Origin of the sequence: Streptomyces sp. CBMA291 (assembly GCF_014596525.1) — a bacterium.
Classification (GTDB): Bacteria; Actinomycetota; Actinomycetes; order Streptomycetales; family Streptomycetaceae; genus Streptomyces.
The window spans coordinates 121,858-137,405 of record NZ_MSJP01000053.1 but is presented as its reverse complement, the minus strand read 5'-3'; the positions used below and the strand labels follow the sequence as shown (position 1 = coordinate 137,405).

The following is a 15,548-nucleotide window of genomic DNA, read 5'->3' as shown; positions in this document are numbered from 1 at the left end:
AGGAGCCCCTCATGCCGAGCAGCCAGCCCACCGACACGGTCGTGCCCTTCACCGCCGACGACTACCGCGCCCGGATGACCCGCGCCGCCGAGTCCGCCGCCGACGCCGGGCTCGCGGGTGTCCTCGTGGCCCCCGGCCCCGACCTCGTCTACCTCACCGGCTACCAGCCCACCGCGATCACCGAGCGGCTCACCGTCCTCGTCCTCGCCGCAGGTCAGGAACCCGTCCTCGTCGTCCCCACCCTGGAGGCGCCCGACGCGGAGAAGGCCGCGGGCGCCGCCGCCCTCACCCTCCGCGACTGGACCGACGGCAAGGACCCGTACGCGGTCACCGCCCCGCTGCTCGACGTCGACGGCCGCTTCGGCGTCAGCGACAACGCCTGGGCCCTGCACCTCCTCGGCCTCCAGCAGGCCCTGCCCGGCACCTCGTACGTCTCCCTCACCGAGGCCCTGCCGATGCTCAGGGCCGTCAAGGACGCCCACGAACTGGCCAGGATCGCCGCCGCCGGAGCCGCCGCCGACCAGGCGTACGGCGAGATCCTCAAGGTCCGCTTCGCGGGCCGCAAGGAGACCGACGTCGCCGCCGACCTCGCCGGGCTGCTCCTGCGCTTCGGCCACTCCCAGGTCGACTTCACCGTCGTCGGCTCGGGACCCAACGGCGCCAACCCGCACCACGAGGCCGGGGACCGGGTCATCGAGCACGGCGACATGGTCGTCCTCGACTTCGGCGGGCTCAAGCACGGCTACGGCTCCGACACCACCCGGACCGTGCACGTCGGCGAACCCACCGACGAGGAGCGGCGCGTCCACGACCTCGTACGGGAGGCCCAGCAAGCCGGGTTCGAGGCGGTCCGCCCCGGAGCGACCTGCCAGGACGTCGACCGGGCGGCCCGCAAGGTCATCACGGACGCGGGCTACGGCGAGTACTTCATTCACCGCACCGGCCACGGCATCGGCGTCACCACCCACGAACCGCCCTACATGATCGAGGGCGAGGAACTGCCCCTCGTCCCCGGCATGTGCTTCTCCATCGAGCCCGGCGTCTATCTCCCCGGCCGGTTCGGCGTCCGCATCGAGGACATCGTGACGGCCACCGAGGACGGGCCCGGCCGCCGCTTCAACGACACCCCGCGCGAGATGGCGATCGTCGAGTGACCGGCCACCGGCCGCCCGTGGTGACCGTGACCGCCCGTCCGTAGCGCCCGGCCACCCGCCCCGTCAGCCGCCCGTGGGAGCCGGTGGGGAGCCCGGTCGTCAGCCGTCCGTGAGGACGACCGCCGATTCGCCCGGCAGTCGCAGCACCCCGTCGCCGACCGGGCTCCCCACCGGCTCCCACGCCGCGAGGACCCGGTCCCTGCCGTTGGAACCGATCGGGACCCCGGCCGGCCGCGCGCCCAGGTTCACCGCCACCCGCAGCACCCCGCGCCGGAAGGCCAGCCAGCGGGCCTCCTCGTCGAAGGCGACCCGCACCCCCGCCAGGTCCGGGTCCGTCAGATCCGGCAGGGTGCGGCGCAGCGCGATCAGCTCCCGGTGCCAGGCGAGGAGCCGCCGGTGCGGGTCCCGCTCCCGCTCCGTCCGGTCGAGCACCGAACGGTCCCGGGTCGCCGGGTCCTGCGGATCGGGCACCTCCCCGTCCCAGCCGTGCGCCGCGAACTCCCGCCGCCTGCCGAGCCGTACGGCCTCGGCAAGCTCGGGATCGGTGTGATCGGTGAAGTACTGCCAGGGCGTCCGGGCCCCCCACTCCTCGCCCATGAACAGCATCGGCACCGAGGGCCCCGTCAGGACCAGGGCCGCCGCACAGGCCAGCAGCCCGGGGGAGAGGGACGCCGAGAGCCGGTCGCCCAGGGCCCGGTTGCCGATCTGGTCGTGGCTCTGCGCATAACCCAGGAAACGGTGGGCGGGGGTCCGCTCCCGGTCCACCGGCCGCCCGTGCCGACGCCCCCGGAGCGTCGAATACGTGCCGTCGTGGAAGAACACCCGGGTGAGGGTCTTCGCCAGAGCCGCGAGCGGCGCCCGCGCGAAGTCCGCGTAATAGCCCTGGTCCTCGCCGGTCAGAGCGGTGTGCAGCGCGTGATGGAAGTCGTCGTTCCACTGGGCGTGGATCCCGGTCCCGCCGAGCGCGCGCGGAGTCGTGGTGCGCGGGTCCGCCAGATCCGACTCGGCGATCAGGAAGTGCTGCCGCCCCTGCTCCCTGGCCAGCTCGTCGACGGAAGCCGACAGCTCTTCGAGGAAGGGGTACGCCCGGCCGTCCACGAGCGCGTGCACCGCGTCGAGGCGCAGCCCGTCGATCCGGTAGTCCCGCAGCCAGGCCAGCGCGCTCCCCAGGAAGTACGCCCGGACCTCGTCCGAACCCGGCGCGTCCAGGTTCACCGCCGCACCCCACGGCGTGGGGCGACTCTCCGTGAAGTACGGCCCGAAGGCGGGCAGATGGTTCCCCGAGGGGCCCAGATGGTTGTGGACGACGTCCAGGACCACCCCCATGCCGAGCCCGTGCGCCGTGTCCACGAACCGCTTCAGCGCCTCAGGACCGCCGTACGGCTCGTGCACCGCCCACGGCGCCACCCCGTCGTACCCCCAGCCCCGCACCCCGGGGAACGGGCAGAGCGGCATCAGTTCCACATGGGTGATGCCGAGCCCCGCCACCTCCCCGAGCCGGGCCGCCGCCGCGTCGAGCGTGCCCTCCGGGGTGAAGGTCCCGATGTGCAGCTCGTACAGGACGGACCCGCGCAGCCGCACCTTCGGGACGGGGTGCCGCCAGACGTACGCCGAGTGGTCCACGACCGCGCCGAGCCCCTCGGGGCCCGAAGGCAGCCGCCGGGCGCGGGGGTCGGGAAGGACGGGGCCCCCGTCGAGGGAGAAGCCGTACTGGTCGCCGTCCCGGGCGGGCGCGACCCCCGTCCACCAGCCGGCCCGCTCGGCGTCCCGGCCCAGGTCGTGCCGGGAGCCTTCCAGCTCCAGCGTCACCCGCTCACGGGCGTTCGGCGCCCACACCTCGAAGAGCACGGGAATCCCCTCGTCGACGGGCCGGCCGCGCGACGGGCCGACTATCGCGCCCATCCTGACAGCCGGGACCCCGCCGCGCCCGGAGCGTCCGCACGCGGTTGACGACCCGTTCGAAGCGGCCGTCACCCGTCCGGGCGAAGCGGCCGATCACCCGGGCCCGCGCCCGCCCAGGGGACGTGACCGCGCCCACCCGGGGACGTGACCGCCCCCAGGGGACGTGACCGCGTCCGTCCGGGGAACCGGCCGCGTCCGGGCCGCCGGGAGGGCTGCGGGCCCGGCCCCGGGAGCGGTGCGGGAGTCGGGGCGGGGCCCTTCTGGACACCCCGGGCCCGGCGGACGGACAATCACGGATGTGACGACCCCTTTCGAGCTTCCGGCGAACTCCCCTCGGGTGACCGACACCGCGCGGGACCGCGCGCTGGTGCTGCTCCGTGAGGGCGCCGCCCAGGGCCGCCTCTCGCACGACACGTTCCTCTTCCGGATGGAGCGGGCGCTCCAGGCCCGACGTCCGGACGAACTCGCGCTGCTCACCGCCGACTTGAGGAGCGAGAGCGGCTGGTCCCGGCGGGTGGTGGGAGCGGTCGAGAAGATGTCGGCGTTCACGGCCAGGATCGGCCGCGCCTGGCACGCGGAGCGGCTGCCGAAACTGCTCCTTCCGATGCCGGGGCCGCACCCCCTGCGGATAGGGCGTGACCCGGTCAACGGCCTGCGCCTCAGCCATGAGACGACCTCCCGGCTGCACGCCGAACTGTTCCTCCAGGCCGGCATGTGGGTCCTGCGCGACCTCGGCTCCACGAACGGCACCACGGTCAACGGACGCCGGGTCACCGGCGCGGTCGTGGTCCGCCCGGGGGACGTGGTCGGCTTCGGGGAGATGACGTTCCGGTTGTCGTACGACTAGGACGCGTGCGGGTCGTGTGAATCGGGCCGGGCCGGGCCGGACCTGGCCGGGTCGGGCAGCGGCGCCCGGTGCCGATACGAGGAAGCGCCCGGTCCCTGGGAAGGGGCCGGGCGCTTCCGCCTGCCGGTGGGGGTCGGCGGGTCGGGTGGGGCAGAGGGTCTGTTGGGGTGGAGGGTCCTGCGGGTCACCGAGCCCGGCGGGTCACCGAGCCGAGTGGGTCACGGGGTCCGGTGAGTCGGCGGTTCCGGTGGGTCACCGGGCCCGGCGAGTCGGCGGCTCCGGTCGGTCACCGGGTCCTGTGGTCGGCCTCGAAGGTCGCGAAGGCGGATTCCTGGCGCCATTCGAGGGAGGCCTTGGGGCTGCCCTCGATCAGGCGGCGGCAGGAGGTGGAGCGGATCGGGGCGCCGGGCCGCTCGCTCCGGCAGGCCGGGACGGTGCGGTAGCCCTCGGCGGTCGGGTTGCCGCGCCACAGGCTCTCGCCCGGCACGAAGGCGTACTCCAGGGAGGCGCGCGCCAGGTCCTTCAGCTCCGGGTAGGACAGGGCGTAGGTGCCGGCCGCGTACTGGTACTCGTGGGTGATGTCGATCCGGGAGACGCCCGGGTCGTCGGTGGCGAGCACGACCGGGACGCCGTAGGCGCGGTACGTCGCGAAGGGGTGATCGGCTTCGCGGACGCCGAGGATCTGGGCGTTGCTGCTGAACGGCACCTCGACGGCGGTCTCCCGGGCGGCCATGGTGCGGGCCGTGTCCTGCCAGCCGGTCTCGTGGACGAGGCCGACACCGTGGCCGACGCGCTCGGCGCGGGCCGTGCCGACGGCGTCGGTGATGTGGAAGGAGAGGTCCTCGGGCTTGACGAGACCGGGCCACAGCTCGCCCGCGTGCAGGGTCACATGGGCCTTCGGGTGGACCCCGCGCAGATAGGCGATCATCCGCATCTGGAGCCGGTAGTTCTGGAGGGAGCTGTCCCAGTCCTCCGGCTGGACCAGGTTGACGGCCACGAACCGGCCGTCCCGCTCGGCGAGGCGCATGCCGAGGGCCAGTTGGGTGAAGACCCGCTCGGGCGAGCTGCCGCGCGAGACCTGGGAGATCCAGCGGACGGTGAGGCCGCAGGCGGGCCGGGGGTGCGCGGTGCCGCAGCGGGCGGCGGCGCGGAACTCGGCGTCGCCCTCGTCGGCCTCCTTGACCGCCTCGGTGACGACGGCTTCGAGACGGCCGCCCGAGGTGAGCTTCCGGTAGAGGGCGTCGAGGTCCGGGTCCCAGCCGACCTCGCCCGCGAGCTTCTTGGCGCTCTCGGACGCGGGGCTGACCATGGTCTCCAGATACGACTGGTTCTGCGCGGCGATGCCGTCGGCGAACTCGGCGAGCATCTTGCCCCGGTGACGCCAGGACACCTCGCCGAACTTTCCGAAGGTGTCGAAGAAGTGGTCGTGTCCGCTGCGGTCGGACGGGAAGTCCTGCATGGACCAGGCGCGGATCAGCGCGTCGTGGAGGGCGCGGTCGGCGCGGGCGTCGGCGAGCGGACGGGTGCCGGGCCCGCAGGGCGAGGCGACGGCCGTCATGGTGGCGGTCTCCACGCACAGCCCGTCCTCGGCGCCGAGCGTGATCAGGTACTCGGTGGAGACGGCTCCCGAGAGGTGGTTGTGGAGTTCGCCGCCCTTGGGCATCGACCGGAAGAACGCGCCGAGCCGGGCGGGCTGTTCGCGTACGGAGCGGAGATAGGCGTCGGTCCTGGCCTCGGCGGATGTCGGCACCCGGGCGCCCGTGAAGGACGCGCCGGCCAAGGACCCGGCGGCCGGGACGGCGGCGGCTCCGGAGGCGGTGGTCCCGTACGCGGTGGAGAGCGCGGCACCGGAAGAGGGCGCGGCGGGCGTGGCGGAGGCGGGCAGGGCGGCGCTCAGCGACAGCAGTCCGAGCGCGGCCACGGCGACCGGGAGGACCCGGCGGCGCGAGGCGGATCGTGGGGGCGTAGTCACGCGAGCATGATGGTGATCGCGGGGCGTCCGGTGGGCCGGATAAAACAGATTGACGGCTCCGCTCACCCGTCAGAGTGAATTTCCCTCACTCGAACGAGTGGCTCCGGGGTACGCGCTCAGGCGTGCGCCCCTGGGCGCGCCCCCGGAGGGGAGACCCGGCACCGGCCCCGTATTTCCGGTGCGTCCGGCAGGGCGGCGATGATGGAATCGCCGGATGCGAACGAGCGACGAGCGAACGAGCGGCGAGCGGACGACGGTGGTGGACCGGGGACGGTTCCCGGACGCGCGGACCCCCTGGGACGACGAGGAATGGCGGCGCGAGGCACTCGGCTGGGCCGAACGGACCATCGCCGCGCGCGGGTGGACCGAGACGGGTCCGCGCGAGGTCCGGGTGCGCCCCTGGTCGATTCTGGTGCGCCTGCCCATCGGCGAGGGCGGGCGGGACGCCGTCTGGCTCAAGACCGGCGCCCCGGACAACGCCTTCGAAGCCGGGCTCTCCGGGGCGCTCGCCGACTGGGTGCCCGAGCACGTCATGACCCCTCTCGCGGTCGACGCGGAGCGCGGCTGGACCCTCCTGCCGGACGGCGGCCCGCTCTTCCGGGGCGTCCTCGACCGGGGCGAGGCGGGGCCGGGGGAGTGGGCGGCGGCGGTGGGCCGGTACGCGCGGATGCAGCGGCTGCTGCTGCCCCACGCGGACCGGATGAGCGCCCTCGGAGTGCCCGGCGCCCGGCCCCGCGACCTGCCGGGCCTCCTCGACGAACTGGTCGAGGCCAATCCGCTCTTCGACACCGCGGAGCGGACCGCGCTGCTCCGGCAGCGGCCCCGGCTCGTCGACTGGTGCGCCGAACTCGACGCGTACGGCGTGCCCGACTCCCTCGACCACTGCGATCTGCACGACGGCCAGATCCTCGCCCCCGAGCCCGGCCGGTTCACCTTCTTCGACTGGGGTGACGCCTGTGTGGCCCACCCCTTCGGCAGCCTCCTCGTGCCGCTGCGGACGGTCCGGGAGCGGTACGGACCCGAGGCCGCGGCGCCGCTGGTGGAGGCGTATCTGGAGCCCTGGGAGAGCCTCGGACTCCCGGCCGCCGAGCTGCGCGCGGCGGCGCTCCTCGCGGTGCGGCTCGCGGCCCTCGGCCGCGCGGGCTCCTGGTTCCGGCTCTTCCCCGGCACCCCGCTCGCCGACAGCCACGAGGCCAGTGCCTACTGGGTCCGGGACCTCTTCGCGTCGGAGGACGCCTGGTAGCCGCCCCGCCACTCCGGCGCCCCCGGACAGCCCCCGCCGCCCCCGCCGTACCCCCCCGTCGATTTCACCCGTCCGGCGGTACGCGGCGGGCGGTGGGGCCCTGGCGGTGATGGGCTGTGGGGGCGCGGGCCGCGTCTCAGGCCGCGCCACCACCGCCGACCCACAAGGGGGCGTGATGAGCGAAGAGCCGAACCGCGAACCGGGCGGTGGCATACCCGCCGACCGACCGCAGTGGCCTTCCGGAGACCCGTGGAAACGGCTTCCGGCCATGGCCCCCGCCGACCCCGAAGCCCCCCGCCCGGCGGGTCTCGCCGACCGGGTCCGCACCGCGTACGAACCGGGCCCCGAGGGCGGCCCCGGGACCCAGGCCAGGACCGTGGCGCCCAGCGCCCTCGATCCCGGCGCCTCGCGCGACCCGCACCGCATCCACCGCACCCTGCGCGAGGACTTCCCCCTCAGCTACGACCCGCTGCTGCGCGCCTGGGTGCTCAGCCGGTACGCGGACGTGGCCACCGCCCTCACCGACGCCCGCTTCACCCACGGGCACCGGCCGGGCGACCCGCCGTGCGCGCGGGCCCACGTCGACGTGGACACCGAGGCCCTGCGGTCCGTCGCCGAGCGCACCGCGTACGTCCTGGCCCGCCGGATCGCCGACCGGCCGCAGGCCGATCTGGTCGCCGACTTCTGCCACTGGCTGCCCGCGGGCACCGTCGCCGCCGCCGTCGGCGTGCCGTACCGGGACATGATGCGGCTCGTGCGCGGCCGGGCGGCCGGGGCCCTCGCGGGCGAGTGCGGCGGGCAGATCGCCGTACGGGAGAAGGCGCTCGCCTCCTTCCTCGGCAATGTGCTGACCGACCCCGACCGGATCGCCGAACTCCGGGACGCCCCCGCCGGGCCGGTCGGCCGGGCCTGGGCCGAGTCGCTGCGCAGGGACCCGCCCGTGCAGATCGCCGTCCGCCGGACCGCCGCCGAGGTGCCGGTGAGCGGCGGGATCGTCCCGGCGGGCGCGTCGGTGGCCCTGCTACTCGGCTCGGCGGGCCGTGACCCGGAGCGCTTCCGCGAGCCCGACCGCTTCGACCCCGCGCGCGACGACCCGGGGCAGCTCACCTACGGGGACGGGTTCTGCCCGGCCGTCGTCCTGGCCGGTTTCGAGGCCGAGTACGCCCTGCGGGCCCTGTTCACGGCGATGCCCCGGATCCGCCTCGCCGACGGCTTCCGCCCGGTGTGGAACGGCCTCATCACCCGGGCGCCGCGGAGCCTGATCGTACGGCCCCACGGCTGACCCGGGCGCGGTCCGGCGAGGGAGCGTCAGGACGGTGTCTCCAGCCGTGCGAGCAGCGCCACCGGCCGTTGTCCGAACAGCTGCGCCAGCTTCACCGGTGTCGCCGGGCCGCCCGTGAACTCCCGTACGCCTCCCAGGGCGTCGGTCCAGCGGCCGGGCGGCAGCGTGAGGCCGGTGTCCTGCCAGCCGCCCGCCTCCGCCAGGCGCAGGGGGAGGCGGGTGACCGCCGTGACCACCCGGCCGGAGCGGGCGAAGGCCAGGCAGTGGCGCGCGGCCGGTCCCTCCGCCGTCAGGGGCGCGTACGAGCCGACGGCGGAGAAGACCGCGGGGCGCTCCCTCCGCAGCCGCAGCGCCGCGCGGACCAGGGCCGTGCGGTCGTCGTCGGGGCCCGGCTCGAACAGGCCCCGGTTGTCCGGGTCGACCAGCGCCCGGTAGGCGCGCTCGGTGTTCTGGTACAGCTCGGGCACCCCCGGCATCGTCAGCTGGACGAGGAGCGCGCCGAGGACGTGCGCCTGGATGTGCGGTTCCAGGGCGAGGGCCGCGTCCGACGCGCCCCGGAGCGGGACGCGGCCGGGCCCCGCCGCCACGAAGGCGTCCACCGCCCGCTCGTACTCCGCGTCCGGCTCGGTCCAGCCGGTCCGCAGTCCCGCCTCCCGTACGGCCTTGAGGAGCGCGGGGGCGAGCCGGTCCCGGTCCGGGGCGCCGAAGCCGAAGGCGGTCTGCCAGCCGGTCCAGGCCACGTGCGGGTCGGGCGCGGGCACCCCGGCGACCCCGGAAAGCAGCTCGGCCCACGCCCGGGGGCACTGGGAAAGGACCGCGATCCCGGCCCGGACCTCGGCGCTGCGCTTGGTGTCGTGGGTGGAGAGGACGGTCCCGGTGTCCGGCCAGTCCCGGGAGATCCGCAGGCAGTAGGTGTGGAACTCGTCCGGTGAGACGGCCGGACGGCCCGGATCGCCGCCGACCTCGTTGGCCGAGAGCAGGGGGGCGTACCGGTAGAAGGCGGTGTCCTCCGAAGACTTGGCCCGCAGCGCCGAGGAGGTCTGCGCGAACCGGGCCCGGAACGCCCGGTGTTCGGGCCCGTCGCCCAGGAGGCCGAGCGCCAGGTCCCGTACGACGTCGACCGCCGTCGCCTCCTCCGGCACGGTGAAGGCGGCCTTCGCCGCGCGGACCGCCGCCGGGGGCAGGGCCTCCTCGTCTCCGGTCCGGTAGGGGCGGTAGACCGGGACCCGGACCAGCAGCTCGTGGACGGCGGTGCGCAGCGCCCAGGGCGCGTGGTCCCGCAGGGCGGGATCGGCGGCGCAGATCCGCTCCGCCGTCCGGGTGAGGACGGCCGTCTCGGCGGCCAGATCGTGCCCGGCCACCTCGTGGGCGGCGCGCCGCGCGGTCGGCCCCCAACGGCCGCCGCCGTCCTCCGGCCATGCGGTGAACTCCCGGTACAGATCGGCGAGTTCCCCGGCTCCTGCCCGGTCGGTGAACACCCCGTCGAGGCGGTGCAGGGCGTCGTATCCGGTGGTTCCCGCGACCGGCCAGGCGGCGGGCAGCCGTTCCGCCCCGGTGAGGATCTTCTCCACCACCGTCCAGCACCGTCCGCCGGTCGCCGCCGCCAGCGCCTCCAGATACCCCTGGGGGTCGGCCAGCCCGTCCGGGTGGTCGATCCGCAGCCCGGCGACGACCCCGTCCCCGACCAGTTCGACGATCTTCGCGTGGGTCGCGGCGAACACCTCCGGGTCCTCCACCCGGACCCCGATCAGCTCCGAGACGGTGAAGAAGCGCCGGTAGTTCAGCTCGGTGCGGGCCAGGCGCCACCAGGCGAGCCGGTACCACTGGGCGTCGAGGAGCGCGTCGAGCGGCAGCCCCTCGGTGCCGGGGCGCAGCGGGAACTCCTGCCCGTCCAGACGCAGCGCGCCGCCGGAGACCCGCAGCCTGTCCCGTACCTCGGGGAGCCGGGCGGGCAGCACCGGGAGCAGCACCCGGCCGTCCCCGGCCGAGCGGTCGACGTCGAACCAGCGGGCGTACGGCGAGTCCGGGCCGTCCCTGAGCAGGGCGCGCAGGGCGTGGTTGTGCCGGGGGGAGGCCGCCATGTGGTTGGGCACGAGGTCGACGACGAGGCCGAGCCCGTGGGCCCGTGCGGTCGCGGCGAGGGCCCGCAGCCCCGGCTCGCCGCCGAGTTCGGCCCGGACGGAGCGGTGGTCGGTGACGTCGTACCCGTGGGCAGAGCCGGGGACGGCCTCCAGGACGGGGGAGAGGTGCAGATGGGAGATCCCGAGACCGGCCAGGTGCGGCACGGCCCGCTCCGCCGCCGCGAACGGGAACTCCGGCCGGAGCTGGAGCCGGTAGGTGGCGGTGGGCGGGACGGGTCGGGCGGGGCGGCCGGGCGCGGATCCGGCCGGAAGGGAGGTCATGCGAACGTACGTACCCTGCCGGGAGGCGTCTCTCGCACCGCCTCGGGCGCGCGGGCGGGCAGGGGCCGGGACGATCGTCCGATGGGATGACGGCCCTGGGCCGTACGGCTGTCATCCGTACGGCCCATCGCGGGGTGCGCGGGGGTCGGACCGTCAGGCGGGGCGGCGCAGGACGGTCAGGCTGAGCGGTGCGAGGGTCACCCGTTCGCCGCCCGCCAGTTCCGGCCCCTCCTGCGGGGGCATGCCCTCCGGGTCGGAGGTTTCCACCACCATGCGCCAGCCGTTCCCGTGGTGGTCGGGGACGGCGAACTCCAGCTCCTGCGAGGAGGCGTTGAACATGAGGAGGAAGGAGTCGTCGGCGATCCGCTCGCCCTGCGGTCCCGGCTCCGAGATGGCGTTGCCGTTGAGGAACACGGTCAGCGCCCTGGCGTGCGCCGCCTGCCAGTCGCGGGCCGTCATCTCCACGCCCTCGGGGGTGAACCAGGCGATGTCGGTCAGTTCGTCGTGGGTGCCTTCGACGGGCCTCCCGTGGAAGAAGCGGCGGCGCCGGAAGACCGGGTGCTCCCGGCGGAGCCGTACCATCGCGCGGGTGAAGCGGAGCAGGGTGGTCTCCGCCTCGCTGTCCTCCTTCGGCCAGCGCACCCAGGACACCTCGTTGTCCTGGCAGTAGGCGTTGTTGTTGCCGCCCTGGGTGCGCCCGAACTCGTCGCCGTGGCTGAGCATCGGCACGCCCTGCGACAGCATGAGGGTGGCGAGGAAGTTGCGTGCCTGGCGGGCGCGCAGCTCGGCGATGCCGACGTCCTCGGTGTCGCCCTCCACCCCGCAGTTCCAGGACCGGTTGTGGCTCTCGCCGTCCCGGTTGCCCTCGCCGTTCGCCTCGTTGTGCTTCTCGTCGTACGAGACGAGGTCGCGGAGGGTGAAACCGTCGTGGCAGGTCACGAAGTTGACCGAGGCCAGTGGCCGGCGTCCGTCGTCCTGGTAGAGGTCGGAGGAGCCGGTCAGGCGGGAGGCGAACTCGGCGAGGGTGCGCGGTTCGCCGCGCCACAGGTCCCGGACGGTGTCCCGGTACTTGCCGTTCCACTCGGTCCACAGCGGCGGGAAGTTGCCGACCTGGTAGCCGCCCTCGCCGACGTCCCACGGCTCGGCGATCAGCTTCACCTGGCTGACCACGGGGTCCTGCTGCACCAGGTCGAAGAAGGACGAGAGCCGGTCCACCTCGTGGAACTGGCGGGCCAGGGTGGCCGCCAGATCGAAGCGGAAGCCGTCCACGTGCATCTCGGTCACCCAGTACCGCAGACTGTCCATGATCATCTGGAGGACGTGCGGGGAACGCATGAGGAGCGAGTTCCCGGTGCCGGTGGTGTCCGTGTAGTAGCGGCGGTCGTTGGCGAGCCGGTAGTACGAGGGGTTGTCGAGCCCCCGGAAGGAGAGCGTGGGGCCCAGGTGGCTGCCCTCGGCGGTGTGGTTGTAGACCACGTCGAGGATGACCTCGATGCCCGCCTGGTGCAGGGTCCGCACCGCCGACTTGAACTCCAGGACCTGCTGGCCCCGGTCGCCCCAGGACGCGTAGGCGTTGTGCGGGGCGAAGAAGCCGATCGTGTTGTAGCCCCAGTAGTTGGTGAGCCCCGCGTCCACCAGACGGTGATCCTGTACGAACTGGTGAACGGGCATCAGTTCGAGCGCGGTGACGCCCAGTTCCTTCAGATGTCCGATCACCGAGGGGTGCGCGAGCCCCGCGTACGTCCCGCGCAGCTCCTCGGGAAGGTCCGGGTGCAGCATCGTCAGGCCCTTCACATGGGCCTCGTAGATCACCGTGTGGTGGTACTCGGTGCGCGGGCGCCGGTCGTCGCCCCAGTCGAAGTACGGGTTGACCACGACCGAGCTCATCGTGTGCGGGGCGGAGTCCAGGTCGTTGCGCGCGTCCGGACGCCCGAAGGGGTAGCCGTACACCGCCTCGCCCCAGCGCACCCGCCCCGAGACCGCCCGCGCGTACGGGTCGAGCAGCAGTTTCGCCGCGTTGCACCGCAGCCCGCGCTCCGGTGCGTACGGACCGTGCACCCGGAACCCGTACCGCTGTCCCGGCATCACGCCCGCCAGATAGGCGTGCCGCACGAACGCGTCCGTCTCGCGCAGCTCCACCGCCGTCTCCGAGCCGTCGTCGTCGAGCAGACACAGCTCGACCCGTTGTGCGGACTCCGAGAAGACCGCGAAGTTGGTGCCCGCTCCGTCGTAGGTGGCGCCCAGGGGGTACGCCTGTCCCGGCCAGACCTGCATGGATATGAATGTTCCTCTTCTGTCCGGGTTCAGGGGGAAGCTCTTCGGCCGCATCCTGCCCGAAAGAGGTGCAACCTCCTAGGACTTAGCCCCGTCCTACCGGGTGACCGCAGGACCAATGGGGGATAGAGGGGGAAGTGTGTACGAAATCGCACGCCGCCACTTGGGGAAAGTGGTGGCCGGAGCGGCCATGGCGGTGACGGGAACCGCCGTCGCGGTCGCGATCGGCATGCCGGGACCGGTGGGGGCGAACGGAACCGCCGCACCCGCCGGATCCACCACCGCGAACACCGCGGGCGGGGCGCCCGGCACCGGGGGGAGCGGCACCCGTCCGGGGGAGGCCACACCCGGCCGGGGGCAGGGCGGGACCGGAGGCGCCCCGCCGCCCGCGACCGTCGTGCCCGCCGCCGCCGAGGGCGCCAAGGGCGTCGGCAGCGACCCGCTCACCGACGACGAGCTGACCCGCGCCGAGACCCTGGCGCTCGCCCCGCCCGCCGCCACCGCCCAGCAGGACGTCACCGGCGGACGCGGACCACAGCGCCTCGGCACCGTCCTCGCCGACCCGCTGCCCGGGGACCCGGACCGCCGCGCCGAGGTCCGCCTCTACGACTACGCGCACGACGAACTGATCACCAGGACCGTCAACCTCGACACGGGAAAGATCGAACGCTCCGCCACCCAGCGCGGCGTCCAGCCCTCCGCCCACCCCGACGAACTCCGCGAGGCCATGGAACTGATCCTCGCGAGCCCGCTCGGACAGGGCCTCAAGGAGGACTACCGGGACGCCACCGGCAAGGAACTTGCCTCCCCCGCCCAACTCCGCTTCAACGGCGACCTCTACCGCCCCTACCGGGAGACGAAGGTCCCCGCACCGCTCGCCCGCTGCGGGGAGCACCGCTGCGTCCGGCTCGTCACCAAGGTCCTCAACGGCCCCTGGATCGACACCCGCGACCTGATCGTCGACCTCTCGGCGAGGACCGTCACCCGCGTCGGCTGACCACCGGCCCGTCCCCGCCCACCGCATCGCCCCTACCGAGGGAGTACGTTCCCATGCCACACCAGCGAGACCGGCGCGCCCGCCGGAGCGCCGTCCTGACCGCGGCCGCCCTGCTCGGCGCAGCCACCGCCGCCGCCGCGCCCGCCGGCGGAGCCGCCGCCGCACCCGCCCCGCCCGCGTCCACCCGCGCACCCGCCGCCCCGCCGACTCCCGACTGCTCCGCCGCCTACCGCATCACCCAGAAGCTCGACGGCGGCGCCACCTGGCGCATGTGCTGGCGCTACGACACCGAAGCCGGGCTCACCCTCGACCGGGTCACCTACCAGCCGCCCGGCGCCACCGCCCCCGTCAAGGTCCTCACCAGCGCCCGGCTCGCCCAGATCCACGTGCCCTACGACGACGGCCGCGCCGAGTACGACGATCTGACCGGCGCGGGCTTCGGCTGGGGACTCCAGGACCTCAAGCCCGCCGAGTGCCCCGGCGGCACCCTCACCACCGTCAAGGTCCCCGAACTCGGCCAGGTCAAGGGCCTGTGCACCACCACCCGGGCACGCGGCCACGCCTACCGCATGGCCGCCGACACCGGCTCCGGGGTCTACCAGGCCCAGGCCAAGGACCTGCTGGTCTACACCGTGAACAAGGTCGGCTGGTACGAGTACATCTCCGAATGGCGCTTCTCCGCCGACGGCGCCATCGGCGCCACCGTCGGAGCCACCGGCAGCCTCTCCCCGGTGGACTACAACGCCACCGACGGACGCGGCTGGCCCCTCGGCAAGGGCGCCCGAGGCTACGCCACCAGCCACGCCCACAACGTCTTCTGGAAGCTCGACTTCGGCCTCGACGGAGGCAAGGACCGCGTCGAACAGTTCGACTCCACCGTCACCGCGCCTCCCGCCGCAGGCGGCAGCCCCACCGTGAAGACCAAGCGCACCCCCGTCACCAGGGAACTCGCCGGAGACGCCCGGAACATGCGCTGGTGGCGGGTGGTCAGCGGCACCGGCAAGAACGCCGACGGACACCCCCGCTCCTACGAGATCGTCCCCGGCCACACCGACGCCCACGCCGGACGCGGCTTCACCAAGCACGACGTCTACTTCACCCAGTCCCGCGCCTGCGAGAAGTTCGCCAGCGACAACACCGGCGACTGCGGGGCCAGCGCAGGCAAGAGTGTCGACAAATGGGTCAATGGGGAGACTCTGACCAAACCGACCGTCTGGGTCAACATCGGTTTCCACCACATCGCCCGCGACGAGGACCAGCAGCCGATGCCCGTCCACTGGCAGGGCTTCCAGCTCGCCCCCCGTGACGTAACCGCTATGAATCCGCTCACTCCGGCCGAACTCGCCTCCGGGAACGGGCAGCCCGATCTGGGCAGTTGACGAAGGAGCCTGACGATCCTGCTGCACCGCCTCCCGCTCCCGGAGTACCCTTCCTTGATCGTTGTCGGACCGGTCGACACGGGCGTCCAGGAGCAG

10 protein-coding genes are annotated in these 15,548 nt (G+C 74.0%); 6 read left to right on the top strand and 4 right to left on the bottom strand.

Features of this window, described 5'->3' with window-relative positions; all coding sequences use genetic code 11:
* Positions 1–11: 11 nt before the first annotated feature.
* Positions 12–1,154: an aminopeptidase P family protein gene (locus tag BU197_RS14405; RefSeq protein ID WP_188268746.1), complete on the top strand. Its 1,143-nt coding sequence runs from the start codon at positions 12–14 to the stop codon at positions 1,152–1,154.
* Between the two features lie 99 nt (positions 1,155–1,253).
* Here the strand turns inward: BU197_RS14405 and treZ are convergent, their stop codons facing one another.
* Entirely contained in the window at positions 1,254–3,002 is a 1,749-nt protein-coding gene (gene treZ, locus BU197_RS14400) for a malto-oligosyltrehalose trehalohydrolase (protein ID WP_188268664.1), read from the bottom strand.
* Between the two features lie 352 nt (positions 3,003–3,354).
* Between treZ and BU197_RS14395 the strand changes: the two genes are divergently transcribed.
* Complete coding sequence (locus tag BU197_RS14395) at positions 3,355–3,903, top strand: FHA domain-containing protein (RefSeq protein ID WP_188268663.1); 549 nt, start codon at positions 3,355–3,357, stop codon at positions 3,901–3,903.
* A gap of 286 nt (positions 3,904–4,189) precedes the next feature.
* Here the strand turns inward: BU197_RS14395 and BU197_RS14390 are convergent, their stop codons facing one another.
* Positions 4,190–5,875, bottom strand: a complete 1,686-nt coding sequence (locus tag BU197_RS14390) for an adenosine deaminase family protein (RefSeq protein WP_188268662.1) — start codon at positions 5,873–5,875, stop codon at positions 4,190–4,192.
* A 214-nt stretch (positions 5,876–6,089) separates the two neighbouring features.
* Here BU197_RS14390 and BU197_RS14385 point away from each other — a divergent pair, with 214 nt between their 5' ends.
* Both BU197_RS14385 and BU197_RS14380 read left to right on the top strand, forming a co-directional pair.
* Positions 6,090–7,118, top strand: a complete 1,029-nt coding sequence (locus tag BU197_RS14385; RefSeq protein ID WP_188268661.1) for a phosphotransferase — start codon at positions 6,090–6,092, stop codon at positions 7,116–7,118.
* Positions 7,119–7,293: 175 nt separating this feature from the next.
* Positions 7,294–8,400 (top strand): cytochrome P450, encoded by a 1,107-nt coding sequence (locus tag BU197_RS14380; RefSeq protein ID WP_223183643.1) that lies wholly within the window; start codon positions 7,294–7,296, stop codon positions 8,398–8,400.
* 26 nt (positions 8,401–8,426) lie between these two features.
* Here BU197_RS14380 and treY read toward each other — a convergent pair whose 3' ends face one another.
* Together treY and glgX are read right to left on the bottom strand one after the other, a co-directional pair.
* Positions 8,427–10,802: a malto-oligosyltrehalose synthase gene (treY, locus tag BU197_RS14375; protein ID WP_188268660.1), complete on the bottom strand. Its 2,376-nt coding sequence runs from the start codon at positions 10,800–10,802 to the stop codon at positions 8,427–8,429.
* A 153-nt stretch (positions 10,803–10,955) separates the two neighbouring features.
* Entirely contained in the window at positions 10,956–13,076 is a 2,121-nt protein-coding gene (gene glgX / locus BU197_RS14370; protein ID WP_188268659.1) for a glycogen debranching protein GlgX, read from the bottom strand.
* A 139-nt stretch (positions 13,077–13,215) separates the two neighbouring features.
* Here glgX and BU197_RS14365 point away from each other — a divergent pair, with 139 nt between their 5' ends.
* Both BU197_RS14365 and BU197_RS14360 read left to right on the top strand, forming a co-directional pair.
* Entirely contained in the window at positions 13,216–14,073 is an 858-nt protein-coding gene (locus BU197_RS14365; protein ID WP_317452259.1) for a Tat pathway signal sequence domain protein, read from the top strand.
* A 53-nt stretch (positions 14,074–14,126) separates the two neighbouring features.
* Positions 14,127–15,452, top strand: a complete 1,326-nt coding sequence (locus tag BU197_RS14360; RefSeq protein WP_188268658.1) for a copper amine oxidase — start codon at positions 14,127–14,129, stop codon at positions 15,450–15,452.
* The last annotated feature ends 96 nt before the right edge of the window (positions 15,453–15,548 follow it).